We start from the raw sequence: 25968 nt of genomic DNA, 5'->3' as shown, positions 1-25968 counted from the left end.
CGCAGGCCGGCATGCTGGTGGCGGCGTTGTTCGCCACGCGGGTATCCCGGATGCAAACCTTTCATCGCTGGAAAAGCTGTACGACGGGCTGCATGCTGACCAGGCCGGGCAACTCGGGCAACTTCAGGATGGGAGCATGAAGCGACCCTTGTGCGGGGAAGATTTTCCGTCCCCGAATAATCGGGAAGCGAAAGTCGCTCCATCATGACGGTGCTGGCGAGTGGTTCGTGCGAAAGCCACGTCATGCGGGCGTAGCCGCCCTTGTCGTTCAAGCTGGCCAACATAGCACATCGATATAAATGCCGCGCAAAAATACGGCCGCCAGCCGGAAAAGGGCGGTGGCGACGTGCTACGCACGCAGCATTGCGTTGCCGACGGCCCGCGCCGCACGAAGCGAACACGGGCCGTCGAAGCGCACCGCAAGGGCGGGCGCGGCCGGGGCTTATTCCGCCGCCGGATGCATGCGGCTGTAGCGGTTCAGGATCGGGATCATCTGCGCATAGATCTTCGGGTTCGCGGCGACGATCTCATGGCGATGCAGAAAATCGGCATCGCCCGTGTAGTTGCCGACGAGGCCGCCGGCCTCGGTGATCAGCAGGCTGCCCGCGGCCATGTCCCACACGTTGATGCCCTGTTCGAAGAACGCGTCGAGGCGGCCGGCCGCGACGTTTGCGAGATCGAGTGCCGCCGCGCCCGGGCGGCGCAGGCCCGTGCAGGCCTGCGTCATTTCGGTGAAGAGGCGCGCGTACGCGTCGAGGCCGTCCTTTTCGCGGAACGGGAAGCCCGTGCCGACCAGGGCGTCGGACAGGCGGTCGCGGCGGCCGACGCGGATACGGCGGTCGTTCAGGTACGCACCGCGGCCACGCGTGGCCGTGAACAGGTCGTTCTTGTTCGGATCGTAGACGACGGCCTGCGTGACGATGCCCTTGTGCTCGAGCGCGATCGACACGCAGTAGTACGGGAAGCCGTGGATGAAGTTGGTCGTGCCGTCGAGCGGATCGATGATCCACTTGAATTCGGATTCGTTCTCCGATTCGCCCGATTCTTCCGCGAGGATCGCGTGGTCGGGGTAGGCGGTCTTCAGCGTCTCGATGATCGCGTCTTCGGCGGCCTTGTCCACTTCGGTGACGAAGTCGTTCTGCTGCTTCTTGCGGATCTCGATCAGGTCGAGATCGAGGGACGCGCGATTGATGATCTGCCCGGCGCGGCGCGCAGCCTTGACAGCAATGTTGAGCATGGGATGCATGAGCCTGGATCCTGTAGCCGGCGGCACGGGCCGCCACGAAGTGGAACAACCGTCCGGAACGGCGCAAGCGTGCCGGGCGAGGTGAGACGCGAATTGACAAAGAGCGGGGTACGACCCGCGCCGCGCGAAGCGCGACACGTAAAGGCATGATTTTACCCGATTTTCGGCGGTTTCAGGCGGCCAGAATGCGGGGAAACCCCCACTGGCCATCGGGACGAGTGGGTTTGCAGGGGCGATGGCGATACCATACGGCCATTCTGATGAACCGAGTCGTATCGTAGTGGAAACCCCGCAGAACACCGCCGCACCGTCCGGCGGCTTTACGTCCACCCGCTTCGTGCTCGTCGAGCCGAGCCATCCCGGCAACGTCGGGGCGGCCGCCCGCGCGCTGAAGACGATGGGATTCTCGCGTCTCGTGCTGGTCGCGCCGCGCGTGCCGCACGTGCAGAGCGACCCCGAGGCGATCGCGATGGCCAGCGGCGCGGACGACGTCCTCGCGTCCGCGCATGTCGTGCCGACGCTGGGCGACGCGCTGTCCGGCGTCCACTGGTCGATCGCGCTGACCGCGCGTACGCGCGAATACGGGCCGCCGCGCCTTGCGCCACGTGCTGCCGCCACGCAGGCGTGCGCGCAGGTCGGCACGGGCGATATCGCGCTCGTGTTCGGCAACGAGCGCACGGGCCTCGCGAACGAGCATGTCGAGCAGTGCAGCGCGCTCGCGCATATCCCGGCGAACCCGGCCTACAGCTCGCTGAACCTCGCACAGGCCGTGCAGGTGCTCGCGTACGAGTTGCGCGTCGCGTTTCTCGAGCAGGCGAGCGAGCCGTCGCCGCAACCGTCGGCCGAGGTCGGCACGCTCGCGCAGAGCGACGAGATCGAGCGGATGTACGTGCACCTCGAGAACGCGCTGATCGCGCTCGATTTCCTCGACCCGCGCAATCCGAAGAAACTGATGCCGCGGCTGCGGCGCCTGTTCGCGCGCACGGGCCTCGAGCGCGAGGAGGTCAACATCCTGCGCGGCGTCGCGAAGCACATCCTGCTGAAATCGGGCAAGCCCGACGGCGACGCGTAAGCGGCCGGCGCACCGGTAGCGGGGCGTTCAGGCGCGGCGTCCCGGCTGAATACCCGCACCGGCGGCGGGGTGAACGCGCGACCTCGTGCGGCCGTGCGCGACTGGCCCTACAATCGCCGGACGTCATAAGCAAATTACCCGGCGCGATAACGGCCGGTCATTGTCGGCGGTGCGCGCCGGCCTTTTCCCCGATCAGATCATGTTCACGAGACTGCGCGAAGACGTTGCAACGATTCGCGAGCGGGATCCCGCCGCTCGCAGTGCCTGGGAAGTGCTGACCTGTTATCCGGGGCTCCATGCGCTCGTGCTGCACCGTTTCGCACACGCATGCTGGCGTGCGAAGCGCTACTGGCTCGCGCGTTTCGCGTCGCAGGCAGGGCGGTTCCTGACGGGTATCGAAATCCACCCCGGCGCGACGATCGGCCGGCGCGTGTTCATCGATCACGGCATGGGTGTCGTGATCGGCGAGACGGCGATCATCGGCGACGATTGCACGATCTATCAGGGCGTGACGCTGGGCGGCACGTCACTCACGCGCGGCGCGAAGCGCCACCCGACGCTCGAGGCCGGCGTGATCGTCGGCGCGGGCGCGAAGGTGCTCGGCGGTTTCACGGTAGGCGCGGGCGCGAAGATCGGCTCGAACGCCGTCGTCGTGAAGCCGGTGCCGGCGGGCGGTACGGCGGTCGGCAATCCGGCGCGCATCGTGATGCCGGCACAGCCGAAGCCGCAGCCCGAGCGCGCGGCATTCTGCGCATACGGGATCACGCCGAACGCCGACGATCCGATGTCGCTCGCGATTCACGGCCTGATCGATCACGCGGCGAAGGAAAGCCGCCGCGTCGACGAGATCGTCGCGGCACTTGAGCGGCTCGGCACGCATCTGGAAACGCTGCAGGGCGCCGATGCGGCGCGCCTCGACCTGCGCCGGCTGTCGGCGGTGCTGGAAGGAAAGGCGGTCGAACGCCAGACGTAACGCGATGTGCGCCGACGGCTGCCGGCCGGCGCATCGGCAGCGGCGGCGTCAGTCGAGCGGCATTGCGTGGATGCCTTCCGCATCGACGCGCAGGTAGCCGCCGCGCGGCGTGCCTTGGTCGAGATCCCAGTCGGGCAGCACCCAGCGTATGCCGCCCGGTTCGGCGTGGCATGCGGGGCGGTGCGTGTGGCCGTGAATGATCACGCCTGCGCGGCTTTTCCGGAACAGCGCGGCCACGCCTTCACGTGTGACATCGTAGATCGCCGAAACGGGGCGCATCCGGCCCGCTTCGCTGTTCGAGCGCATGCGCTGCGCGAGCGCGCGGCGCCAGCGGAACGGCCAGGCGAGAAACAGCCATTGCGCGACGCGGTTGCGTGCGAAGCGGCGGAACACCTGATAGCCGCGGTCGGCCGTGCATTGCGCGTCGCCGTGCGCGAGCACGATGCGCTGGCCGAACGCCATGATCAGCGAAGGGTCGGGCAGCAGCATCGCGCCGGCTGCCTTCATGAAGCGCCGGCCGAGCAGGAAATCGCGGTTGCCGTGCATCACGTAGAGCGCGATCCCGCGTTCCGAGAACGTGTGCATCAGCGCGGCCATGCGTGCCGCGAACGGATCGTCGTCGAGTATGTCGTCGCCGATCCAGTATTCGAACAGGTCGCCGAGGATGAACACCGAGTCGGCGCTGTCGGCGGTGTATCTCACGAAATGCTCGAACGCGGCGACCGTCTTCGGAATCGCTTCGCTCAGATGCAGATCGGAGAGAAACAGGAACGGGCGTGCGGCTTGCGCGTACTCGCGCTCGCCCGGCACGCCCGCGGAGACGCTTCGCGGCGGACTCTCCTGCAACATCGAAGTGCCTCCGTAACCGTGCGTCAGACCACGACGGCCTTCTCGATCACGACGTCGTCGGCCGGTACGTCCTGATGGAAGCCAGCGTTGCCCGTCTTGACGCCCTTGATCTTGTCGACCACGTCCTGGCCTTCGACGACCTTGCCGAACACGGCGTAGCCCCAGCCTTGCGGCGTCGGCGACGAGTGGTTCAGGAAGTCGTTGTCGTTCACGTTGATGAAGAACTGGGCCGTCGCCGAGTGCGGATCGTTGGTGCGCGCCATCGCGACCGTGTAGTTGTCGTTCTTCAGGCCGTTGTTCGCCTCGTTGTCGATCGGCGCGTCGGTCGGCTTCTGCTTCAGGCCCGGCTCGAAGCCGCCGCCCTGGATCATGAAGCCGTTGATCACGCGATGGAACACCGTGTTGTCGTAGTGGCCCTTCTTCACGTAGTTCAGGAAGTTCTCGACCGACTTCGGTGCCTTCTCGGCGTCGAGTTCGAGCTTGATGACGCCGTGGTTCGTGTGCAGTTCAACCATGATGTATTCCTTCGGTGAGGCGGTTTAAATGGCACGCGGCCGGTCGTGCGACGCGGCCGCGTGAGGCGCCGGACGTGCCGGCAGGTTCTTACTTCGAGACGATGCTGGCCGATTCGATCACGATCGGCTGTGCGGGCACGTCCTGCATCGGGCCGCGCGAGGTCGTCGCCACGCCTTCGATCTTCTTCACGACGTCGAGACCCGACACGACCTTGCCGAACACCGCATAGCCGTTGCCGTCCGGGTTCGGGTAGTCGAGGCCGCTGTTGTCGACCGTGTTGATGAAGAACTGCGCGGTGGCCGAATTCGGATCGCTCGTGCGCGCCATTGCGATCGTGCCCGTCAGGTTCTTCAGACCATTGCGGCTCTCCAGCGGGATCGGCGCGCGGGTCGGCTTTTCCTCGAAGTTGGTCTTGTAGCCGCCGCCCTGGATCATGAAGCCCTTGATCACGCGATGGAAGATCGTGCCGTTGTACTGGCCGGCCTTCACGTAATCGAGGAAGTTGGCGACGGACTTCGGCGCCTTCTCCGGGTAGAGCTCGACGCGGATGTCGCCCTGCGAGGTCTTCAGCTGCACGACGGGGTGCGCGGTAGCCGATTGCGCGAACGCGGGCGCGGTCGCGAGAAGGGCGGCGCCGCCAAGCGCCAGCAACAGACGTTTCATTGCGATCCTCAGGTTGGGAGGGAAAGGGGGCCGCGCCGCTTATTGCGACGGCGGCGCGACGTACGGCGCCGCCAGTGCGCCCGACGGACCGCTGAACTGGAACGTCGGCGACATCGGCAGCGTGGTGGTGCTCACGTTCGCGGCTGCGCGGCTGGTGTAGTCGCGCGAGGCCGGCGCGACCGCACGGGCGTTGGGCGCGGCCTTCGGCGGCGACACGATCTTCTGCAGGTCGGCGAGGCGCTGCGCGGTTGCGCCGCTCGTGCGGCCGAGCGATTGCGCGCGCTTGTACGACTCGGCCGCGAGGCGCAGGTACAGGTCGCCGAGGTTCTCGTACGCGAGCGAGTAGCTCGGGTTGGATTGCGTCGCCGTGACGAGCGCGGTGCGCGCTTCGTCGTAGCGGCCGTGCTTCGCGTAGAGCGCCGCGAGGTTGTTGTATGGCTCGGGCAGTTCGGGGTACGCCTGCGTGATCGCGACGAACTGCTGGATCGCGTCGTCGTCGCGGTTCAGGCGGGCCAGCACGGTGCCGCGCTTGAACTGCGCCTGCACGTCGTGCGGGTTCGACGCGATGCGCGCGTCGAGCTGCGCGAGCGCCTGCTTCCACTGTTTGCCGGCGATGGACGCGTCGATTTCGGGGGTGCCGTCGGCGGTGGCCGGGGCCTTCTGCGCATGCGCCGCGGGGGCCGCGAAAAGCGTCAGCGCGACGCCCATGACGGTGGTCGCAACGAGGGTCGCAGCGCTCTGCGCGCGGCCGCGATGAGGTTTCATAGGCGTAATTCGGAATGTTATACTCCGAGCCATTCTAACAAAACGTCTGCGCGTTCCGGCGAGCCGCAGACAGTCTTTCTTTGCCTCTCGTGGCCGTCACCGCTGTGCTTGCAGCCTGACCGCCCCATGTGATATCGAGGACGCTCGGCCTGGCGCCGCAGCAGATGGTCCGTCCGTTTCGCATGCTGGGCGAGCTTCGCCAGGGCGGTTTCCTTCGGCTCACGGTTCATCTCTATGGAATCACTGCGCATCTACAACACGCTCGCGCGTGACAAGCAAGTTTTCGTGCCGCGCCAGTCCGGCGAAGTGCGGATGTACGTATGCGGGATCACCGTCTACGACTATTGTCACGTGGGCCACGCGCGCATGCTGGTCGTGTTCGACCTCGTCCAGCGCTGGTTGCGTGCGATCGGCTACCGGGTCACGTATGTGCGCAACATCACCGACATCGACGACAAGATCATCCGCCGCGCGGTCGAGAACGGCGAGACGATCAAGTCGCTGACCGACCGGTTCATCGGTGCGATGCACGAGGATGAAAGCGCGCTCGGCATCCAGCGGCCCGACATCGAGCCGCGCGCGACGCAATTCATTCCGCAGATGCTCGGCATGATCGAGACGCTCGAGACGAACGGCTACGCGTACCAGGCGGCCGACGGCGACGTCAATTACTCGGTGCGCAAGTTCGCGAACTACGGGAAGCTGTCGGGCAAGTCGCTCGACGATCTCCGCGCGGGCGAGCGCGTCGCCGCGAACGACGCGAAGGAAGATCCGCTCGATTTCGTGTTGTGGAAACGCGCGAAGCCGGAAGATCCGGAAGGCGCGTCGTGGGCGTCGAAGTACGGGATGGGCCGCCCGGGCTGGCACATCGAGTGCTCGGCGATGGGCTGCACGCTGCTCGGCGATCATTTCGACATCCACGGCGGCGGGCAGGATCTGCAATTCCCGCACCACGAGAACGAGATCGCGCAGAGCGAAGGCGCGACCGGCCAGACGTTCGTCAACTACTGGTTGCACAACGGCTTCGTGCAGGTCGACAACGAGAAGATGTCGAAATCGCTCGGCAACTTCTTCACGATCCGCGAAGTGCTCGAGCGATACGACGCCGAGGTCATGCGCTTCTTCATCGTGCGCACGCACTACCGGTCGCCGCTCAACTACAGCGACGTGCATCTCGACGATGCGCGCGCGTCGCTCACGCGCCTCTACACCGCACTGAAGGATGTCGAGGCCGACACGCTCGCGCTCGACTGGAACGAGCCGCACGCGCAGCGTTTCGCGGCTGCGATGAACGACGATTTCAACACGCCTGTTGCGGTGGCGACGCTGTTCGAGCTGGCGGGCGAGGTGAATCGCACGCGCGACGTGTCGCTCGCGCGGCAACTGAAACAGCTGGCAGGCCTGCTCGGCCTGCTGGGCCGCGAACCGCGCGCGTTCCTGCAGCAGGCGTCCGGCGCCGCGCAGGCGGGCGGGCTCGCTGCCGACGAGATCGAAGCGAAGATCGCCGCGCGCGTCGCGGCGAAGCAAGCGAAGGACTATGCCGAAGCGGACCGGATCCGGGCGGAATTGCTCGAGGCCGGTATCGCACTTGAAGACAAACCGGGCGGATCGACCGAATGGCGTCGCGTATGATCGCGGCGCGTTCCACTGACCGATCCGTCAGGTAGGAGGCAAGATGGCAACGGCCAGAAAAGCGCCGGTCAGGCGCGCGACCCCGGTCGCCGCGCGTCCGGCAGCCAAGCGCGTGCCGGCGGCGAAGGCGGATGCGACGCGCGCCGTGCCGAACGGCGCGCTCAACGGTCATGCGCAGCCGGCGGCCGGGCTGCCGGCCGCCGACGCGGCCCGCAAGACGCGTGTGTCCGAAGCGGACGGCGAGGAGGTTGTCGTGCGTCCTGCATACTGGGACAAGGCGTGCGCCGACCTCGTCAAGCGCGACCGGATCCTGAAGAAACTGATTCCGAAGTTCGGTCCCGCGCATCTCGTGAAGCGCGGCGACCCGTTCGTCACGCTCGCGCGCTCGGTCGTCGGCCAGCAGATTTCGGTTCCGTCCGCGCAGTCGCTGTGGGCGCGCATCGAGGATGCCTGTCCGAAACTCGCGCCGCAGCCGGTGATCCGGCTCGGCGCGGACAAGCTGATCGCGTGCGGATTGTCGAAGCGCAAGACGGAATACATCCTCGATCTCGCGCAGCATTTCGTGTCGGGCGCGCTGCACGTCGACAAATGGACGTCGATGGACGACGAGGACGTGATCGCGGAACTCACGCAGATCCGCGGCATCAGCCGCTGGACGGCCGAGATGTTCCTGATCTTCAACCTGTCGCGGCCGGACGTGCTGCCGCTCGACGACCCGGGCCTGATCCGCGCGATCAGCGTCAATTACTTCAGCGGGGAACCTGTCACGCGCAGCGAAGCGCGCGAGGTCGCGGCCAACTGGGAACCGTGGCGCACGGTCGCGACCTGGTACATGTGGCGCAGCCTCGATGCACCTGACGCCGACGCTTGAGTGGCGGCTATCGGGTTTTAAACATCAATAGTTGAGAACCGGTTTTGAGCGTCGCCCGCGCGGGTAGAATACGCGCTGCCGCAAGACCCAAGGATTCGAACACATGAAGACCACGTTTCTGGATTTCGAACAGCCGATCGCCGAACTCGAGGCCAAGATCGAAGAGCTGCGATTCGTGCAGGACGACTCGGCTGTCGATATTTCGGAAGAAATCGAGCGGCTGTCGAAGAAAAGCCAGCAACTGACGAAAGACCTCTACGCGAACCTGTCTCCGTGGCAGGTTTCGCAGATTGCGCGGCATCCGCAGCGTCCGTACACGCTCGATTATGTTGCGGAATTGTTTACCGATTTTCACGAGTTGCATGGCGACCGCGCATTCGCGGACGATCTGTCGATCGTCGGCGGTCTCGCGCGCTTCGGCGGCCATCCGTGCATGGTGATCGGACACCAGAAGGGCCGCGACACGAAGGAGCGCGCGATGCGCAACTTCGGGATGCCGCGTCCGGAAGGCTATCGCAAGGCCGAACGCCTGATGCGTCTCGCCGAGAAGTTCGGCCTGCCGATCTTCACGTTCGTCGACACGCCGGGCGCATACCCGGGCATCGGCGCGGAAGAGCGCGGCCAGTCGGAGGCGATCGGCCGCAACCTGTATGTGATGGCCGAGCTGAAGACGCCGATCATCACGACGGTGATCGGCGAGGGCGGTTCGGGCGGTGCGCTCGCGATCGCGGTGGCCGACACCGTGATGATGCTGCAGTTCTCGACCTACTCGGTGATCTCGCCGGAAGGTTGCGCGTCGATCCTGTGGAAGAGCGCCGCGAAGGCGCCCGAAGCAGCGGAAGCGCTGGGCCTGACCGCGCACCGCCTGAAGGCGCTCGGCCTGATCGACAAGATCATCAACGAGCCGCTCGGCGGCGCGCATCGCGATCCGAAGGGCATGGCTGCGCTGCTGCGCCGCGCGCTCGCCGATTCGCTGCGCCAGTTCCAGGGCATGAGCATCGATGCGGTGCGCGAGCGCCGCTTCGAGCGCCTGATGGCCTACGGCAAGTTCAAGGAAACCACGCCGGGCGCATGACCGGCCGCGTGTTCAATTCGCGCGCCGCTGCGCGCGCGTCCGCCTCGTGATCCCACCGACCGAATTCTCCGCCGACCGCGTCGTACTCGACGCGGTCGGCGTTGCGCTTTCCGGCATGCCGTCCGATGCGCGCATCGCGATCGCCTACAGCGGCGGCCTCGACTCGACGGTGCTGCTCGACGCGGCCGTGCGTGTCGCGGGCGCGTCGCGCTGCGTCGCGCTGCACGTGCATCACGGCCTGAGTGCGAACGCCGACGCGTGGGTCGCGCATGCCGCAGCGAGCGCGGCCCGGCTTGGCGTCGAATTCGAATCGATGCGGGTCGACGTGCCGCGCGACAGCGGCCTCGGCATCGAGGCGAGTGCGCGCGAGCGTCGCTACACGGCGCTCGACGCGATGTGCGAACGCCACGGCGCGGCCGCGCTGTGGCTCGCGCAGCATGCGGACGACCAGGCCGAGACCGTGCTGCTGCAGTTGTTGCGCGGCGCGGGGATCGCGGGGCTTGCCGCGATGGCGCCGCGCTACCGTCCCGACGGCGTGAGCGTCGAGCGTGTGCGTCCGTTGCTGAGATTGTTGCGCGCGCAACTTGAGCGCTATGCGACGCAGCACGCGCTCGCGTGGATCGACGACGAATCGAACGGCGACACGCGCTATGCGCGCAATGCGCTGCGCATCGACGTGTTGCCGGCACTGGCCGTGCATTTCCCGGGCTTTCGCGACGCGCTCGGTCGTGCGGCCCAGCATGCGGCCGCCGCGCAGCGGCTGCTCGACGATCTGGCCGAACTGGATTTCTCCATCGCCGCGCGCGATGACGGGCATGCGCTGTCGCGCGAGTCGCTGGTCGCGTTCGACGACACGCGCGGCGCGAACCTGCTGCGCTTCTGGATGCGCCGGCTCGGTTTGCCGGGCGCGTCGGCCGCCCGGCTCGCCAACATGATGCGGCAGCTGCGCGCCGCGCACGATGCGCATGCGCTGCGCGTCGATCACGCGGGGCAATGCCTGCGGCTCTATCGCGATGTCGTCTACTGGGAAGCCGGCGACAGTGCCGAACCGGCCGACGACGGTATGGGGACGCCGCACGCGGAATCGGTGCTCGCATGGGACGGGCAGGAAGTCTGGCACCTGCCGGAATGGCGCGGCACGTTCGTGTTCGCGCCGGCCGATGCGGGAAGCGCCGGCGCGGTGCCGGAGGCGCTGCTGCGCGGCGTGCGGCTTGCGGCGCGCGCCCGCGCGGGCGGCGAGCGGATGCGCACATCGCCGGGCGGGCCGGGTCGCACGCTGAAGAACCTGTTCCAGGAGCGCGGCGTGCCGGCATGGCAGCGCGACGTGCCGCTGCTGTTCGCGGGCGACCGGCTGATCTACGTGCCGCGGCTTGGCGTGAACCGCGACGTCGGGTCCGACGGCGTGTCGGACGGCGACGGCGCGTGGCGCCGGATCGAATGGCGTCCCGACCTGTTGATCGCGTAACGGCGGGCAGGCTTCCGGCGACGCGATGGCGCGCCCATTTTCACCATTTGGTAAACAGCGCCGGAACGGCCGCAGACACGGCGGGCGGCTTGTCAAGCGGGCTTCTATCGGGTACGCTCGGTCGTTTGCTCGGCTCGATTTTTGAGCGATTTGTGCAGGTTTTCCGCGTGACGTACCCGGTTTGCGCGGCCTGATCGGCCTTCCGGGCAAAATCCGTCACGCTTGCGCGTTGCGTCCCAGCCGTCCCTCTCGTCGTCCGTCCACAGCCACAAGCCGCGTGACCGAACGGCTACGCGGCCTGCCCAGCGCGCCCGTGCGGTTTCTCCTCAAGTTCAGAACGACAATGGCACTCATCGTACACAAATACGGCGGCACTTCGATGGGCTCGGTCGAGCGCATCAAGAACGTCGCGAAACGCGTCGCAAAATGGCATCAGGCCGGGCACCAGATGGTGGTCGTGCCTTCGGCGATGTCCGGCGAAACCAACCGTCTGCTCGGTCTTGCGAAAGAGATCTCGAGCCAGCCGAGCCCGCGGGAGCTCGACATGATCGCGTCGACCGGCGAGCAGGTCAGCGTCGGCCTGCTGTCGATCGCGCTGCAGGAAATCGGCGTCGAGGCCGTGAGCTATGCAGGCTGGCAAGTGCCGATCAAGACCGACAGCGCGTTCACGAAAGCGCGCATCCACTCGATCGACGACGAGCGCGTGAAGGCCGATCTGAACGCAGGCAAGGTCGTGATCGTCACGGGCTTCCAGGGCGTCGATCCGGACGGTCACATCACGACGCTGGGCCGTGGCGGCTCGGACACGTCGGCGGTGGCGGTCGCGGCTGCGCTGGGTGCCGAAGAGTGCCTGATCTACACGGACGTCGACGGCGTCTACACGACCGATCCACGTGTCGTCGAAGAGGCGCGGCGCCTCGATCGCGTGACGTTCGAGGAGATGCTGGAAATGGCCAGCCTCGGCTCGAAGGTCCTGCAGATCCGCTCGGTCGAATTCGCCGGCAAATTCCGGGTGAAGACGCGCGTGCTGTCGAGCCTGACTGATCCGCTGATTGCGCTCGACGAAGAAATGCGCTCGGGCACCCTGATTACTTTTGAAGAAGACGAGACCATGGAAAAGGCAGTCATTTCCGGCATCGCGTTCCAGCGCGACGAAGCACGCATTGCTGTGATGGGCGTGCCCGACAAGCCGGGCATCGCGTATCAGATTCTCGGCCCGGTCGCCGACGCGAACGTCGACGTCGACATGATCATCCAGAACCAGAGCGTCCAAGGCAAAACGGACTTCACATTCACGGTCGGCCGCGGCGATTACCAGAAGGCCATGGACATCCTCACCAACCAGGTGAAGGGCCATGTGAATGCCGAGCAGGTGCAGGGCGACCCGAAGGTGTCGAAGGTGTCGGTCGTCGGCGTCGGCATGCGTTCGCACGTGGGCGTTGCGAGCAAGATGTTCCGCACGCTGTCGGAAGAGGGCATCAACATCCAGATGATCTCGACGTCCGAAATCAAGATTTCGGTGCTGATCGACGAGAAATACATGGAGCTGGCTGTCCGTGCGCTGCATAAGGCATTCGAACTCGACCAGGCATCGTGAATTTTTTGTGATGCATTGAAGAAAATGCATCGCGGAAATTGACCAACGGCTCCAAACCCTATATGATCTTGTTCTCGTCGCACTGCCTCCCTGGTGCGAGCGAAGGTTTGGGAGACGTGGCCGAGAGGTCGAAGGCACTCCCCTGCTAAGGGAGCATCTGGGCCAAAACCTGGATCGAGGGTTCGAATCCCTCCGTCTCCGCCAAAAGCGGTGACAAAGCCCCGCAAGTTCTCGGACTTGCGGGGCTTTTTCTTTTTCCGGTCGTCGCGCGCGAAACATTCGATGCTGCCGGACCGCATCGGCAGACGGACTTGATCGGGACAGCGAATCAACGTGGCAAACGCCGCGTGGATCGATCAGTGCCAGGCTATCGACAGCCGCTTCATTTTTCCCCGCACAACACAGCCAAGCCGGCATCGCGTGATGACGATGCGCGTATGGAGCCGTCCGAGCCGTCCGTGTTGGCGGCCCGGCGCGAGGGGGGCATGAAAGATGCGGTACCTGCCACGATGCCGGACAGTGGGCTGGCCATTCGCCCGACCTGCATCGAGCAAGATCAATTGAAACAAAAATGAAAGTATTGATGTAAGGCTAAAAAGGGCGCCAAATCGCCGCTTTGCGCGGCTTCAACCACCATATTCCGACCCTCCGAATGGCGTGTTGACGCCAAAATTGCGGCACTGCATCGATTCGCGCGACATGCGTCGCCTTCGAATACAAAAAATTACTCATAAAAATCAGTAACCTAAGCTGACGCCGAAAATCGATGCTCTGCTGCGCTGCAGAAATTAGCCAATCGCCTTATGCTGGTTAACCCGATTGCGTTTGAGCGGCATCAAGTTTTCCCGTGATGCCGCTTTACATTTTGCCAACATTGGCAATTCACGAAATCTACCTGTCGATTTGATTTCGTTCCTTTCGTTTCGCCTGTCCCCGATGCAGTGCGCGACCTCCTCAAGGCCTTGTTGACATGCATGACTTCCCCTTCCTGAGCCTGGCTATCTGGGTTCCGATCCTGTTCGGCGCGTGCCTGCTGCGCGCCGGCTCCGACCATCATCCACGCCGGACGCGACTGATTGCGCTCGCCGGCGCGCTGGCGGGGCTTGCCGCAGTCGTCCCGCTGGTTGCCGGTTTCGACTCGCACTCGGCCGCGATGCAGTTCGTCGAAAGCCGCAACTGGCTGGCGGCGTTCAATTCCGGATGGCGGGTCGGCATCGACGGCGCGTCGCTGTGGCTCGTCGTGCTGACAGCATTCACGACGCTCGTGGTGGTGGTCGCGTCGTGGGAGTCGGTCACGGTGCGCGTCGCACAGTACTACGCGTCGTTCCTGATCCTGTCAGGGCTGATGGTCGGCGTGTTTGTCTCACAGGACGGGCTGCTGTTCTTCATTTTCTTCGAGGCGACGCTGATCCCGCTTTACCTGCTGATCGGCACGTGGGGGCGGGAGCGCCGCGTGTACGCGGCCGTGAAGTTCTTCTTCATCTCGTTTGCCGGCTCGCTGTTGCTGCTGATGGCGATGCTGTACCTGTACGCGCAGTCGCATACGTTCGACATGGCCGTGTGGCGCACGCTGCAGCTCGGCTTCGCGCCGCAGTTGCTGGTGTTCCTCGGTTTCTTCGCCGCGTTCGCGGTCAAGGTGCCGATGTGGCCCGTCCACACGTGGCTGAGCGACGTCTATACGGACGGCCCGACCGGAGCCGCGCTGATGCTCGCGATGCTCAAGCTCGGCGGCTACGGGTTCCTGCGCTTCGCGCTGCCGGTCACGCCCGACGCAAGCCACTTCTTCGCGCCGGCCGTGATCGCGCTGTCGTTGTTCGCGATCGTCTATGCGAGCCTGATCGCGCTCGCGCAGACCGATCTCGGCAAGCTGCTCGCGTATTCGACGGTCGCGCACATGGGGATCGTCACGCTCGGGCTGTTCCTGTTCAACCGGATCGGCGTCGAAGGCGCGATCGTGCAACTCGTGTCGTACGGTTTCGTCGCGGGCGCGATGCTGCTGTGCGTGAACGTGCTCGTCGATCGCACGAAGCAGCGCGAGATCGCGGCGTATGGCGGCGTGGCGGGCGTGATGCCGCGTTTCGCGACCTTCACGGTGCTGTTCGCGATGGCCAACGTCGGCTTGCCGGGCACGTCGGGGTTCGTCGGCGAGTTCATGGTCATCATGGGCGCGATCCGTTTCAACTTCTGGATCGGCGCAATCGCGGCGCTGACGCTGATCTTCAGCGCGTCGTACACGCTGTGGATGCTCAAGCGCGTGGTGTGGGGCAAGGTCTCGAGCCCGCGCATCGCGAAGCTCGCCGACCTGAACCGTCGCGAGATCGTGATGTTCGCATCGCTCGCGCTGGTCGTGCTGGCGGTCGGCATCGATCCGAAACCGTTCACCGATGCGATCGATCCGACCGTCGCAAAGCTGATCGACGAAGCCAGCCGTTCGAAGGTGCCGGCCGGGGACGGCCCCGTGCAGGCGCAGCCGTCGTACATGGCATCGACGCACGACTGATCGCGGCACGTCGCGCGAGCGTGCCGCATCGCACGGCGATGCGGCCGTTGCGCACACATCGATCACGGTCCGGCGCTGGCGGCGCAGGGCCGGTTTCCGGCTGCGTGAAATTGCCCCGCGACAATGTGTCTCACAGCAGATTTTGCAATGGTGATTTGTCGTCTCCGCCGGTTTTTCATCGCACTCGCGCGACGTATGATTCGGCCACTTTCGTGGATCGAATGCGCATCGGGCATACGCAAACGGATTCAATGACCCTCGGGCTGTGTGATGAAAAGAAGAGCTTCAAGAGGCGGGGCGGTGCTGATGTCAATCGGCGCGGCTTTAAGCCTGTCAGGTTGTAATTTAGATGTACTAAATCCGAAAGGAAGCGTGGGTGCTGCCGAAAAGGCGCTGATCGCGACGTCCACATGGGCGATGCTGATCGTCGTCGTGCCGGTGATCCTGCTCACGCTATGGTTCGCATGGCGTTACCGCGCATCGAACCGCAACGCAACCTACGCGCCGAACTGGTCGCACTCGACCGCGATCGAAGTCGTGATCTGGACGGTACCGACGCTGATCATCCTGTTCCTCGGCGTGCTCACGTGGAAGACCACGCACGAGCTCGATCCGTACAAGCCGCTCGAGTCGTCGGTGAAGCCGATCGACGTCGAAGTCGTCGCGCTCGACTGGAAGTGGCTGTTCATCTATCCGGAACTCGGCATCGCGTCGGTGAACCAGCTCGCGATTCCCGTGGGCACGCCGGTGAACTTCCACATCACGTCGGATTCGGTGATGAACTCGTTCTTCATCCCGCAGCTCGGCGGCCAGGTCTACGCGATGGCCGGCATGCAGACGCGGCTGCACCTGATCGCCGACGAGCCCGGCAACTACGCGGGCACGTCCGCCAACTTCAGCGGCCGCGGCTTCTCCGACATGAAGTTCCGCACGCTCGCCGAGCCGCGCGAACAGTTCGACGCATGGGTGCAGAAGGTGAAGGCATCGCCGGACCGGCTCGACGCGACCGTGTATGGCACCGTTGCGCAGCCGAGTGAGAAGGCGCCTGTGCGCTACTTCTCGTCGGTCGATCCGCGGCTCTTCCACAACATCATCGCGAAATACAACGATGGCCACGTCCTCGACCTGAAGGACGCCGCCTGCGGCACGAAGGGGTAACGCATGTTCGGCAAACTCACACTCGCGGCGATCCCGTTCGATCAGCCCATCATCATGGTGGCCGGCGCCTTCATGGGGCTGGCCGTGCTGGGCATTCTCGCCGCGCTGACGATCACTGGCCGGTGGAAATGGCTGTGGACGGAATGGTTGACGACGGTCGACCACAAGAAACTCGGCGTGATGTACATCATCGTCGCGCTGATCATGCTGCTGCGCGGCTTCGCGGACGCGATCATGATGCGCATGCAGCTCGCGCTCGCGTACAACGCGCCCGGCTACCTGCCGCCGCATCACTATGACCAGATCTTCACGGCACACGGCGTGATCATGATCTTCTTCATGGCGATGGTGTTCATGGTCGGCCTGATGAACCTGGTCGTGCCGCTGCAGATCGGCGCGCGCGACGTCGCATTCCCGTTCATCAACTCGCTGAGCTTCTGGATGACGGCCGTCAGCGCGATCCTGATCAACGTCTCGCTCGTGATCGGCGAATTCGCGCAGACGGGCTGGCTCGCGTACCCGCCGCTGTCGGAGCTGCAGTTCAGCCCGGGGGTAGGGGTCGACTACTACCTGTGGGCGTTGCAGATCTCGGGCATCGGCACGCTGCTGACCGGCGTGAACTTCTTCGTGACGATCATCAAGATGCGCGCGCCGGGCATGACGCTGATGAAGATGCCCGTGTTCACGTGGACCGCGCTCTGCACGAACGTGCTGATCATGGCGTCGTTCCCGATCCTGACCGCGACGCTCGCGCTGCTCGGCCTCGACCGTTACCTCGGCATGCACTTCTTCACGAACGAAGCCGGCGGCAACGCGATGCTGTACCTGAACCTGATCTGGGCGTGGGGCCATCCGGAGGTGTACATCCTGATCCTGCCGGCGTTCGGCATCTTCTCGGAAGTCATCGCGACGTTCGCGAAGAAGCCGCTGTTCGGCTACAAGACGATGGTGTACGCGACCTGCGCGATCATGGTGCTGTCGTTCCTCGTGTGGCTGCATCACTTCTTCACGATGGGCTCGGGTGCGAACGTGAACGCGTTCTTCGGCATCATGACCATGATCATCGCGATCCCGACCGGCGTGAAGGTATTCAACTGGCTGTTTACGATGTATCGCGGCCGGATCGAATTCACGACGCCCGTGCTGTGGACGATCGGCTTCATGGTCACGTTCACGCTCGGCGGCATGACCGGCGTGATGATGGCGATTCCCGGTGCGGACTTCGTGCTGCACAACAGCCTGTTCCTGATCGCGCACTTCCACAACGTGATCATCGGCGGCGTGCTGTTCGGCTATCTCGCAGGCTTCAACTACTGGTTCCCGAAGGCATTCGGCTTCAAGCTGAACGAGAAGCTCGGCAAGGCCGCGTTCTGGTTCTGGCAGGTCGGCTTCTACGTCGCGTTCGTGCCGCTCTACGTGCTCGGCTTCATGGGCATGACGCGCCGGCTGAACCACTACGACAACCCGGCGTGGCATCCGTGGCTGCTGGTTGCCGCGTTCGGCGCCGTGCTGATCGCGATCGGCATCGCGTGCCAGCTGCTGCAACTCGTGGTCAGCATCCGCAACCGCAACCTGCCCGAATACCGCGACACGACGGGCGACCCGTGGGGCGGCCGTACGCTGGAGTGGGCGACCACGTCGCCGCCGGCCGACTACAACTTCGCGGTGATCCCGCAGGTGCGCACGCTCGACGCGTACGCGGAAATGAAGGCGCGCGGCGAAGGCCGGCCGAACCCGGCGGCGATCCGCGACATTCACATGCCGTCGAATACCTGCGCGGGCCTCGTGGTCGCGATTTTCAGCCTGGTGCTCGGCTTCGCGCTGGTGTGGCACATCTGGTGGCTCGCGATCGCCGGGCTGGTCGGGATCGTCGCGACGCTCGTGATCTACAGCTCGCGCGATAACGACGGCTATTACATCCCCGCGTCGGCGGTGCGGAAGATCGAAGACAAGCAGCCGACGACGCGCGTGGCCGCGCGTGTCGACGACGTGGAACTGGAGGCCAACTGATGTTGCAGAAAACCTTGAGCGCAACCCTGCTCGAGCACGACGACCATCCGCCGTCGCATTCGGTGTTCGGTTTCTGGCTGTACCTGATGACCGACTGCGTGATCTTTGCGGCGCTGTTCGCGACGTTCGCGGTGCTTGGCCACCAGTATGCGGGCGGGCCGACCGCGAAAGACCTGTTCGACATTCCGGGCGTCGCGGTGGAAACCGCTGCGCTGCTGCTGTCGAGCATCACGTACGGTTTCGCGATGCTGGCTGCCTACAAGCAGCGGCGCGGCGCGCTGCTCGCATGGCTCGCGGTGACGTTCGTGCTCGGCGCGGCGTTTCTCGCGATGGAACTGCGCGAGTTCTCGCACCTGATCGCGGAAGGTGCCGGCCCGCAGCGCAGCGCGTTCCTGTCGGCCTTCTTCACGCTGGTCGGCACGCACGGGCTGCACGTGACGGCCGGCCTGCTGTGGATGCTCGTGCTCGCCGGGCAGATCGTGTTCCGCGGCGGCGACCTGACCGATCGCGACCTGCGGCGCCTGACGTGCCTGAGCCTCTTCTGGCACTTCCTCGACATCGTGTGGATCTGCGTGTTTTCCTTTGTCTATCTCGCGAGCGTGATCTAAATGGCCCATACGCATTCGTCTCAACTCGAAGAAGGGCACGGCAGTGTCGGCGGCTACGTCGCCGGTTTCATCCTGTCGGTGCTGCTCACGGCCGCGTCGTTCGGCCTCGTGATGGGCGGCGTGCTGTCGCCGCATGCGTCGCTGATCGCGCTGGCCGTGCTCGCGTTCGTGCAGATCGTCGTGCACCTGGTGTACTTCCTGCACATGAACGGGTCGTCGGGCCAGCGCTGGAACGTGATGGCATTCAGCTATACGGTGCTGACCGCGGCGATCCTGATCGTCGGCACGCTGTGGGTGATGCACAACGTCAGCATGAACATGATGTCGCGCTGAGCGGCGTCGCGGCGCGATGCGCCATCCGGGAAAGCGGCACGAAGCGGCACGCGAGTGCCGCTTTTTTTTCGTCCGCCGGGGAGGGCGTGCATCGGCGCTGGCGGTGCCTGCCAGCAGGCGAAGGCAGTATGATTCGGCGCGTGGCGCGCATCGCCGAAGCGAATGCGAGCCCGGGAAGGGCGCAAAGGGTCTCGGACGCCGCCGTCGGGCCGTCGATTGTTACAAGACGTTAACGCGCGCTTGCCGTTGCGATGCCGCGCATCAGTTCTTACAAACTTGAAATATGCGGAGACGGTGCTTGCCGTTATAGTCGAATCACACATGACACAACCAGAAGAGGAATCCATGAAGACCTTGCGTGTTGCCTCGCTCTTGACCGGTATGACGGCCTTGCTCGTGTCGGGCGCAGCAATGGCGGGAGTCAATGTCGGGATCAACGTCGGCGTGCCGGCACCGGTCTACGTCGCGCCCGCGCCCGTGTATGCGCCGCCGCCGCCGGTGATCTACCAGCCGGCGCCCATGTATGCGCCGGCTCCGGTGGTCGTGATCGGCTGGCATGGCGACCGCTACTGGGACGGTCGTCGCTACTGGGGCCGCGACGAATGGTATCGCCGCCATGGTCGCGGCTGGGGCGGCGATCACGATCGCGGCGATCATGATCGCGGCCACTGGGATAACGGCCGCCACAACGGCTGGCGCTGATCGGCGCCGCGCGCGTGATGCGCGCGCGGGCCGCTCGTGAAGAAACCGCCCTCGTGGCGGTTTTCTTTTGGCTCGAAGGATTGAATGGGTAGAATCGTCCTACGTTACACCCCTCATTCGATCGACAGGGCCTCTATGACGAAGGGTTCGCCCCGGGCCGCCACCGCGCGTGTCCGCTTCGGCGCGATGCGTGCCGTACGGGCCGCCGGCCGCGTTGCCGCGGTGTTTGCGATGCAGGCGGCGCTTGCCGCGACGGCCGCGCACGCGGCCTACGCCATTGCGCAGTACGGCGAGCCGAAATATCCGCCGGGCTTCAAGCATTTCGATTACGTCAACCCCGATGCGCCGAAGGGCGGCACGCTCGTGCTCGCGAACCCGAGCCGGCTGACCTCGTTCGACAAGTTCAATCCGTTCACGATGCGCGGCAACCCCGCGCCGGGCATCGACATGCTGTTCGAGAGCCTCGCGACGGGCAGCTCGGACGAACCGGCGTCCGCGTACGGGCTGCTTGCCGACGACATCGACATCGCGCCCGACCGCCGTTCGGTCAGGTTCCACCTGAATCCTCGCGCGCGCTTCTCGAACGGCGATCCCGTCACGGCCGACGACGTCAAGTTTTCGTTCGACACGCTGAAGAGCAAGCTGGCCGCGCCGCAGTTCGGCGCCTATTTCGCGGAAATCGCGAAGGCCGTGGTCGTCGATCCGGCCACCGTGCGCTTCGAGTTCCGCAGCGCGAATCGCGAGCTGCCGCTGATCGCCGGCGGCGTGCCCGTGTTCTCGCGCAAGTGGGGGTTGCGCGCGGACGGCTCGCGCGTCCCGTTCGACCAGCTCGCGTTCGAGCAGCCGATCGGCAGCGGCCCCTACCTGATCGACCACTTCGACAACGGCCGCACGATCACCTACCGGCGCAACCCCGCATACTGGGGCGCCGACCTGCCGGTGCGGGCCGGCACCAACAACTTCGAGCGGATCGTCTACAAGTTGTACGGCGACGGCGTCACGAAGCTCGAGGCGTTCAAGGCCGGCGAGTACGACGTGCTCGTCGAGTACATCGCGCGCAACTGGGTGCGACGTGACGTCGGCAAGCGTTTCGACAGCGGCGAACTCGTCAAGCGCGAGTTCCGCCAGCACAACGGCGCGGGCATGCAGGGTTTCTTCATGAACCTGCGCCGGCCGCTGTTTCGCGACGTGCGCGTGCGCCAGGCGCTCGACCTCGCGTTCGACTTCGAATGGCTGAACCACCAGCTGTTTTATAGCGGCTACACGCGTCTGGACAGCTATTTCGCCGACACCGACCTGCAGGCGACCGGCACGCCGGGCGCGAGCGAGCTGAAGCTGCTGGAGCCGCTGCGCGCGCAGCTAGATCCGGCCGTGTTCGGCCCGATGGTCACGCAGCCGGACACGAACCCGCCGGGCTCGCTGCGCGCGAACCTGCTGCAGGCGCGCGCGCTGCTCGCTCAGGCCGGCTGGACCTATCGCGACGGCGCGCTGCGCAATGCGAAGGGCGAGCCGTTCACGTTCGAGATCCTCGACGATGCGGGTGCTTCGATGCAAGGTGTCGTGGCCGCCTACCAGCGCAACCTGGCGAAGCTCGGCATCGACGCACGCTTTCGCACGGCCGATTACGCGCTGCTGCAAAAGCGCCTCGATGCGTTCGACTACGACATGACGACGATCCGCCTGCCAGGCGTGCAGGTGCCGGGTGCCGAGCAGTTCTCGCGTTACGGCAGCAAGTTCGCCGACGAGCCGGGCTCCGACAACATCATCGGGCTGAAGTCGCCGGCCGTCGACGCACTGCTGCACGCGCTCGGCACCGCGCAGACGCGCGACGAGCTGCTCGATGCGACGCACGCGCTTGACCGCGTGCTGATGCACGGCTACTACGCGGTCCCGCAGTGGTACAGCACGACGCACCGGATCGCGTACAAGCGCACGCTTGCCTATCCGCAGACGCTGCCGCTGTACTATTCGGCCGAGGGCTGGGTCGTGTCGACCTGGTGGGCGAAGCCCGATCACTGACCCGCGCCGGCCTTCCGTCCAACCCAGCCTACCGATCACGAGTCGACGCCCTATGTGGAGCTACATCCTCAAACGCCTGCTGCTGATGATCCCGACGCTCGTCGGCGTGCTGACCCTCACGTTCGCGGTGATCCAGTTCGTGCCGGGCGGCCCGGTCGAACAGGCCGTGCAGGAATTGCGCAAGGGCGCGACGGAGCAGGGCGCGGTGCCGTTCGGGATGCGTGCGCACACCGGCGTCGACGCGCAGCAACTCGCGCAGCTCAAGGCGCTGTACGGTTTCGACAAACCGCCGCTCGAACGCTACTGGCTGATGCTGAAGCGCTTCTCGCGCTTCGAGCTCGGCGACAGCTATTTCCGCCATCAGAGCGTGTGGTCGCTGATCGTGCAGAAGCTGCCGGTGTCGATCAGCATCGGGCTGTGGACATTCTTCCTCACGTACCTCATATCGGTGCCGCTCGGCATCGCGAAGGCCGTGCGCAACGGCTCGCCGTTCGACGTCGCGACGAGCCTCGTCGTGCTCGTCGGCTATGCGATTCCGGGCTTCGTGCTCGGCGTGCTGCTGCTCGTGCTGTTCGGCGGCGGCTCGTTCTGGCAGCTCTTTCCGCTGCGCGGCCTCACGTCGGACAACTTCGCCCAGCTGTCGCTGGTGGGCAAGGTACTCGACTACCTGTGGCACATCGCGCTGCCGATCACGGCGTCGGTCGTCGGCAGCTTCGCGGTCGTCACGATGCTGACGAAGAATGCATTCCTCGACCAGATCCGCCGGCAATACGTGCTGACCGCGCGTGCGAAGGGGCTCTCCGAGCGCAGCGTGCTGTGGAAGCATGTGTTCCGCAATGCGATGCTGCCGCTGATCGTCGGCTTCCCGGCTGCGTTCATCGGTGCGTTCTTCACGGGGAGCCTGCTGATCGAGACGCTGTTCTCGCTCGACGGCCTCGGGCTGCTGTCGTACGAGTCGGTCGTGCGGCGCGACTATCCGGTCGTGCTCGGTACGCTGTACCTGTTCACGCTGATCGGGCTGGCGACCAAGCTGATTTCCGACCTCTGCTATGTGTGGGTCGATCCGCGCATTCAATTCGACAATCTGGAGCGCTGACATGAAACAGTCCGTCTGCATGCCCGGCGTCGCCGGGCGAGGTACGCGATGAACCGGGCCGTCGTGTCGTCCCGCATCGACGCGGCGCGCGCGCGCGTGTCGCCGTCGCCCGCGCGCCGCGTGTGGCAGCGCTTCAGGCAGCAGCGGCTCGGCTACTGGAGCTTCGTGATCTTCTTCGTCGCATTCGCCGCGAGCCTCGCGGCGCCGCTGTGGTCGAACGACAAGCCGCTCGTCGTGCGCTACGACGGCCAGTACTATTTCCCGCTGTTCCAGGCGTATCCGGAGACGACCTTCGGCGGCGATTTCCCGACGCCGGCTGACTATCTCGATCCGTATGTGCGCAAGCGGCTCGAGGCGCCCGGCAACTTCGTCGTCTACCCGCCGAACCGCTACTACTACGACACGCTGAACTACTTCTCGAACCTGCCGAACCCGGCGCCGCCGTCGCGCCAGAACTGGCTCGGCACCGACGCGCAGGGGCGTGACCTGCTCGCGCGGCTCGTGTACGGGTTCCGCGTGTCGGTCGAGTTCGGGCTGATCCTGACCGTGATCGGCACGCTGCTCGGGATCGCCGCGGGCGCCGTGCAGGGCTTTTTCGGCGGGCGCATCGACATCGTCGGGCAGCGGCTGATCGAGATCTGGAGTTCGCTACCCGAGCTGTACCTGCTGATCATCTTCGCGTCGATTTTCGAGCCGAGCTTCCTGCTGCTGATCGTGCTGTTGTCGCTGTTCGGCTGGATCGGGCTCGCCGACTACGTGCGCGCGGAATTCCTGCGCAACCGCACGCAGGACTACGTGCGCGCGGCACGCGCGATGGGGCTCACGAGCTGGCAGATCATCTGGCGCCACGTGCTGCCGAACAGTCTCACGCCGGTGATCACGTTCCTGCCGTTCCGGATGAGCGGCTCGATCCTCGCGCTCACGAGCCTCGATTTCCTCGGGCTCGGCGTACCGCCGCCGACGCCGAGCCTCGGCGAGCTGCTCGCCCAGGGCAAGGGCAACCTCGACGCATGGTGGATCTCGCTGTCGACGTTCGGCGTGCTGGTCGCGACGCTGCTGCTGCTGACCTTCATGGGCGACGCGCTGCGCAACGCGCTCGATACGCGGATTGCCGATTCGGTGCGCGCAGCGGGAGGCCAGCGATGAGCGAACCGGTCGTATCGACCCAGCGCGAGCCGCTGCTGTCGCTCGAAGGTCTGCATGTGCGCTTCGGCGACACGGTCGCGGTGGACGACGTGACGCTCGCGATCGGCCGCGGCGAGCGCGTCGCGCTCGTCGGCGAGTCGGGTTCGGGCAAGAGCGTGACCGCGCTGTCGATCCTGCGACTGCTGCACGATGCCGACATGAGCGGCGCGATCCGCTTCGCGGGGCAGGACCTTTCGGCCAAGAGCGAGCGCGAGATGCGCGGGCTGCGCGGCTCGGACATCGCGATGATCTTCCAGGAGCCGATGACGGCGCTCAACCCGCTGTATACGATCGGCGTGCAGATCGGCGAGACGATCGTGCTGCACGACGGCGTATCGGCCGTCGAGGCACGCAAGCGCGCGATCGCATTGCTCGCACGCACGGGCATCGCGGAGCCCGACAGGCGCGTCGACAGCTACCCGCACCAGTTGTCGGGCGGCCAGCGGCAGCGCGCGATGATCGCGATGGCGCTCGCCTGCAGGCCGCGCCTCTTGCTTGCCGACGAGCCGACCACCGCGCTCGACGTGACGATCCGCGCGCAGATCGTCGACCTGTTGCTGGAACTGCAGCGCGACGAAGCGGCAAAGCGCGGGATGGCGATCCTGCTGATCACGCACGACCTGAATCTCGTCCGGCACTTCGCCGAGCGCGTTGCGGTGATGGAGCACGGCCGGCTCGTCGAGAGCGGGCCCGTCGAGCGGATCTTCGCGGAACCCGAGCATCCGTATACGCAGCGGCTGCTGAACAGCCGGCCGCAACGCACGGTCGCGCCCGTGATGCCGATCGCGCCCGTCGTGCTCGACGCGCGCCATGTGAGCGTGCAGTTCGCGCGCAAGCGGCCGGGCTTCGCGGGCTGGTTCGGCACGGTGCCCGTGACGGCGGTCGCGGACGTGTCGGTTTCGGTGCGGCAGGGCGAGACGCTCGGCATCGTCGGCGAATCGGGGTCCGGGAAGTCGACGCTCGCGATGGCGCTGCTCGGGCTGCAGAAGACGGCGGGCGGCGAGATCGAATTCCAGGGGCGCGCGCTGTCGACCTATCGCGGCCGCGAACAGACCGCGCTGCGCTCGAACATGCAGGTCGTCTTTCAGGATCCATTCAGCTCGCTTTCGCCGCGTCACACGATCGAGCGGATCGTCGGCGAGGGGCTCGAACTGCATCACCCGGAATTGACGCCCGATGCGCGCCGCGCGAAGTCGCTCGCGGTGCTGCGCGAAGTGGGCCTCGACCGGACGGTGCTGCACCGTTATCCACACGAATTCTCGGGCGGGCAGCGTCAGCGGATCGCGATCGCGCGCGCGCTGGTGCTGGAGCCGCGCATCCTGATCCTCGACGAGCCGACATCCGCGCTCGACGTGTCGATCCAGCAGCAGGTGCTGAAACTGCTCGCGAATTTGCAACAGAAATACAACCTCGGCTATGTATTCATCAGCCACGACCTGGAGGTGATCGGGGCGATGGCGCACCGCGTCGCGGTGATGCAAGACGGCGCCGTCGTCGAGTCGGGAGACGTGGCCGATATCTTCACCAGACCGTCACATCCTTACACACAAAAACTGTTGAAAGCGGTCTGGAAAGCGTGATAAGCCTCCAATGGTCTGACCATCTCGATTGTATTTATTAATTTGTTTTGACA

At 65.4% G+C, this 25968-nt stretch carries 23 protein-coding genes and 1 tRNA gene; 19 read left to right on the top strand and 5 right to left on the bottom strand.

Features of this window, described 5'->3' with window-relative positions:
- Positions 1 to 442 precede the first annotated feature (442 nt).
- Entirely contained in the window at positions 443 to 1246 is an 804-nt protein-coding gene (locus tag CUJ89_RS11520) for an inositol monophosphatase family protein (RefSeq protein WP_114177433.1), read from the bottom strand.
- 235 nt (positions 1247 to 1481) lie between these two features.
- Here CUJ89_RS11520 and CUJ89_RS11515 point away from each other — a divergent pair, with 235 nt between their 5' ends.
- Positions 1482 to 2318, top strand: a complete 837-nt coding sequence (locus CUJ89_RS11515; protein WP_236654886.1) for an RNA methyltransferase — start codon at positions 1482 to 1484, stop codon at positions 2316 to 2318.
- Between the two features lie 199 nt (positions 2319 to 2517).
- The gene (cysE, locus tag CUJ89_RS11510; protein WP_114178583.1) at positions 2518 to 3291 is read left to right on the top strand and encodes a serine O-acetyltransferase; all 774 of its coding nucleotides are present in this window, start codon (positions 2518 to 2520) and stop codon (positions 3289 to 3291) included.
- Between the two features lie 48 nt (positions 3292 to 3339).
- Here the strand turns inward: cysE and CUJ89_RS11505 are convergent, their stop codons facing one another.
- From CUJ89_RS11505 to CUJ89_RS11490, 4 genes are all read right to left on the bottom strand, one after another.
- Positions 3340 to 4140 (bottom strand): UDP-2,3-diacylglucosamine diphosphatase, encoded by an 801-nt coding sequence (locus CUJ89_RS11505; RefSeq protein WP_114177432.1) that lies wholly within the window; start codon positions 4138 to 4140, stop codon positions 3340 to 3342.
- A 23-nt stretch (positions 4141 to 4163) separates the two neighbouring features.
- Positions 4164 to 4655, bottom strand: a complete 492-nt coding sequence (locus tag CUJ89_RS11500; RefSeq protein WP_114177431.1) for a peptidylprolyl isomerase — start codon at positions 4653 to 4655, stop codon at positions 4164 to 4166.
- An 88-nt stretch (positions 4656 to 4743) separates the two neighbouring features.
- Positions 4744 to 5319 carry a peptidylprolyl isomerase gene (locus CUJ89_RS11495; RefSeq protein WP_031399425.1) on the bottom strand — a complete coding sequence of 192 codons (576 nt, stop codon included), beginning with the start codon at positions 5317 to 5319 and terminating at the stop codon, positions 4744 to 4746.
- Positions 5320 to 5358: 39 nt separating this feature from the next.
- Entirely contained in the window at positions 5359 to 6084 is a 726-nt protein-coding gene (locus CUJ89_RS11490) for a tetratricopeptide repeat protein (RefSeq protein WP_201752233.1), read from the bottom strand.
- Between the two features lie 234 nt (positions 6085 to 6318).
- Here CUJ89_RS11490 and cysS point away from each other — a divergent pair, with 234 nt between their 5' ends.
- From cysS to CUJ89_RS11405, 17 genes are all read left to right on the top strand, one after another.
- Positions 6319 to 7716 (top strand): cysteine--tRNA ligase, encoded by a 1398-nt coding sequence (cysS, locus tag CUJ89_RS11480; RefSeq protein WP_114177429.1) that lies wholly within the window; start codon positions 6319 to 6321, stop codon positions 7714 to 7716.
- A 43-nt stretch (positions 7717 to 7759) separates the two neighbouring features.
- Positions 7760 to 8587, top strand: a complete 828-nt coding sequence (locus CUJ89_RS11475; RefSeq protein ID WP_114177428.1) for a DNA-3-methyladenine glycosylase family protein — start codon at positions 7760 to 7762, stop codon at positions 8585 to 8587.
- Between the two features lie 103 nt (positions 8588 to 8690).
- On the top strand, positions 8691 to 9662 hold the full coding sequence (locus tag CUJ89_RS11470; protein WP_114177427.1) for an acetyl-CoA carboxylase carboxyltransferase subunit alpha: 972 nt from the start codon (positions 8691 to 8693) through the stop codon (positions 9660 to 9662).
- 46 nt (positions 9663 to 9708) lie between these two features.
- Positions 9709 to 11127, top strand: coding sequence for a tRNA lysidine(34) synthetase TilS (gene tilS, locus CUJ89_RS11465; RefSeq protein ID WP_114177426.1), 1419 nt, complete (start codon positions 9709 to 9711; stop codon positions 11125 to 11127).
- A 343-nt stretch (positions 11128 to 11470) separates the two neighbouring features.
- Positions 11471 to 12724 carry an aspartate kinase gene (locus CUJ89_RS11460; RefSeq protein ID WP_114177425.1) on the top strand — a complete coding sequence of 418 codons (1254 nt, stop codon included), beginning with the start codon at positions 11471 to 11473 and terminating at the stop codon, positions 12722 to 12724.
- 110 nt (positions 12725 to 12834) lie between these two features.
- Positions 12835 to 12928, top strand: a tRNA-Ser gene (locus tag CUJ89_RS11455).
- Between the two features lie 155 nt (positions 12929 to 13083).
- Positions 13084 to 13299, top strand: coding sequence for a hypothetical protein (locus CUJ89_RS37700; protein ID WP_152036614.1), 216 nt, complete (start codon positions 13084 to 13086; stop codon positions 13297 to 13299).
- Positions 13300 to 13694: 395 nt separating this feature from the next.
- A complete protein-coding gene (locus CUJ89_RS11450; RefSeq protein ID WP_114177424.1) occupies positions 13695 to 15224 on the top strand; it encodes a complex I subunit 4 family protein in 1530 nt (509 codons plus the stop codon).
- 270 nt (positions 15225 to 15494) lie between these two features.
- A complete protein-coding gene (cyoA, locus tag CUJ89_RS11445) occupies positions 15495 to 16382 on the top strand; it encodes a ubiquinol oxidase subunit II (RefSeq protein WP_114177423.1) in 888 nt (295 codons plus the stop codon).
- 3 nt (positions 16383 to 16385) lie between these two features.
- Complete coding sequence (cyoB, locus tag CUJ89_RS11440) at positions 16386 to 18392, top strand: cytochrome o ubiquinol oxidase subunit I (RefSeq protein ID WP_114177422.1); 2007 nt, start codon at positions 16386 to 16388, stop codon at positions 18390 to 18392.
- On the top strand, positions 18392 to 19000 hold the full coding sequence (gene cyoC / locus CUJ89_RS11435) for a cytochrome o ubiquinol oxidase subunit III (protein ID WP_114177421.1): 609 nt from the start codon (positions 18392 to 18394) through the stop codon (positions 18998 to 19000). Before cyoB ends, cyoC begins: the two co-directional genes overlap by 1 nt.
- Positions 19001 to 19333, top strand: coding sequence for a cytochrome o ubiquinol oxidase subunit IV (gene cyoD / locus CUJ89_RS11430; protein ID WP_114177420.1), 333 nt, complete (start codon positions 19001 to 19003; stop codon positions 19331 to 19333).
- A 345-nt stretch (positions 19334 to 19678) separates the two neighbouring features.
- A complete protein-coding gene (locus CUJ89_RS11425; RefSeq protein WP_114177419.1) occupies positions 19679 to 20035 on the top strand; it encodes a hypothetical protein in 357 nt (118 codons plus the stop codon).
- 135 nt (positions 20036 to 20170) lie between these two features.
- The gene (locus CUJ89_RS11420) at positions 20171 to 22054 is read left to right on the top strand and encodes an extracellular solute-binding protein (protein WP_114177418.1); all 1884 of its coding nucleotides are present in this window, start codon (positions 20171 to 20173) and stop codon (positions 22052 to 22054) included.
- Between the two features lie 52 nt (positions 22055 to 22106).
- Positions 22107 to 23150 carry a microcin C ABC transporter permease YejB gene (locus CUJ89_RS11415; RefSeq protein ID WP_114177417.1) on the top strand — a complete coding sequence of 348 codons (1044 nt, stop codon included), beginning with the start codon at positions 22107 to 22109 and terminating at the stop codon, positions 23148 to 23150.
- 48 nt (positions 23151 to 23198) lie between these two features.
- The gene (locus CUJ89_RS11410) at positions 23199 to 24296 is read left to right on the top strand and encodes an ABC transporter permease (protein ID WP_114177416.1); all 1098 of its coding nucleotides are present in this window, start codon (positions 23199 to 23201) and stop codon (positions 24294 to 24296) included.
- Positions 24293 to 25915: an ABC transporter ATP-binding protein gene (locus CUJ89_RS11405; protein WP_114177415.1), complete on the top strand. Its 1623-nt coding sequence runs from the start codon at positions 24293 to 24295 to the stop codon at positions 25913 to 25915. Before CUJ89_RS11410 ends, CUJ89_RS11405 begins: the two co-directional genes overlap by 4 nt.
- Positions 25916 to 25968: the final 53 nt, after the last annotated feature.

It is taken from the genome of Burkholderia pyrrocinia (assembly GCF_003330765.1).
Lineage (GTDB): Bacteria > Pseudomonadota > Gammaproteobacteria > Burkholderiales > Burkholderiaceae > Burkholderia > Burkholderia pyrrocinia_B.
Note: the sequence above shows the minus strand (reverse complement) of the source record. Positions and strands in the feature narration are given on the sequence as shown.